1 protein-coding gene is annotated in these 1,513 nt (G+C 54.3%); it reads left to right on the top strand.

Annotated features, from left to right (window positions below):
* Positions 1-118 precede the first annotated feature (118 nt).
* Entirely contained in the window at positions 119-1,504 is a 1,386-nt protein-coding gene (locus ACM6JM_RS16000; protein ID WP_103387383.1) for an IS4 family transposase, read from the top strand.
* Positions 1,505-1,513 lie beyond the last annotated feature (9 nt).

Raw genomic sequence — 1,513 nt, 5'->3', positions numbered from 1 at the left:
GAATGGCACTTACTTAACAGCTAACCGATTGAGCTGAAAGCAAAAAATGAAGAAGGGCTGGCCTTGGTCTACGGTGATAGTTGCGAACACACACCAGAAAACCAAGGACACAGCCCACATGGATCGTAGACGCCAAATTCTCCAGCATCAACAGCAACGTTTTCGCCGCCATGCTTCGAATTGTGATGCCTATGCTTTTTTCAACCTGCTCACGGCTCCCGAGTTGCTGCAGCGCGTTGAGTCAGCACTGCCAGAGCATCGGGAGCGTTTGTATCCGCCAACGGAAACTCTGTCGATGTTCCTGGCTCAAGCGATGAGTGCCGATCGTTCCTGCCAGAATGCCGTCAACGATTTCTCCATCAAGCGATCCTGTAGCGGCATGAAACCCAATAGCACTCGCACGGGCGCTTTCTGTAAGGCCAGGCAACGCTTGCCGGTAGAAATGGTTTCCATGCTGGTTCGACAGACCGGTTCGTCTATCAGTGATCAGGCGCCGCCTTCATGGCGATGGATGGGGCGACCTGTACGTCTTGTCGACGGGACAACCGTCTCGATGCCCGATACGGCTGCGAATCAGGGGGCCTATCCGCAATCTCGCGGGCAGAAAGTTGGCCTTGGTTTTCCGTTGTGTCGAGTGGTGGGCCTCGTTTGCCTCTCCAGTGGCGCTGTTTTAGATGCCGCACTTGGACGTTTCCGAGGTAAGGGCGGCGACGAACAGACGCTGCTCAGATCCATGCTCGGCACGTTGAAAACAGGCGACATCTTGTTGGGCGACGCTTACTACGCGACCTATTTTCTGCTGTGCGAGTTGCAGCGACGAGGTATCGATGGCGTGTTCGAACAATATGGCGCTCGACGGCGCAGCACGGACTTTCGTCTGGGCCAAAGTCTCGGTTCAGAAGACCACTTGATCGAATTGAAAAAGCCCGAAAGAAGGCCGCCCTGGATGAGTCAAACATATTACGAACAGGCCCCTGAAAGGCTGATAGTGCGAGAGTTGAAGACTGGCGGAAAAACGTTGGTGACCACCTTGCATTGCCCGAAGCAGACACCCAAAACAGCTCTCAAATCGCTGTACAAGGGGCGATGGCATGTCGAGTTGGACTTGCGAAATCTCAAGGCCACGCTGGGCCTTGGAAGGTTGAGCTGCAAAACCCCGGGCATGGCCGTCAAGGAGTTATGGGTCTATCTGTTGGCCCACAATCTGATCCGAATGCTCATGGCCCAATCGGCTCTGTTGGCGGACTGCTTGCCTCGCGAACTGAGCTTCAAACACAGCCTTCAGTTATGGCTGGCGCTACGACAATATGGGAGTCCTGAAGACGAGGATGGTCTGGCGAACTTACTGATGCTGATAGCGCAAAGACGCGTTGGAAATCGACCTGGTCGTATCGAACCGCGAGCCATAAAACGAAGACCTCAGGCCTACCCCTTGCTGACCAAGTCACGTCGGTCAGCAAGGGCTGAGGTAAGGAAGAACGGGCATGCTAAACATGTTAAGTAAGTGCCATTC

The organism is Pseudomonas sp. IT-P2 (assembly GCF_949767575.1).
Taxonomy (GTDB): domain Bacteria; phylum Pseudomonadota; class Gammaproteobacteria; order Pseudomonadales; family Pseudomonadaceae; genus Aquipseudomonas; species Aquipseudomonas pharyngis.
Note: the sequence above shows the minus strand (reverse complement) of the source record. Positions and strands in the feature narration are given on the sequence as shown.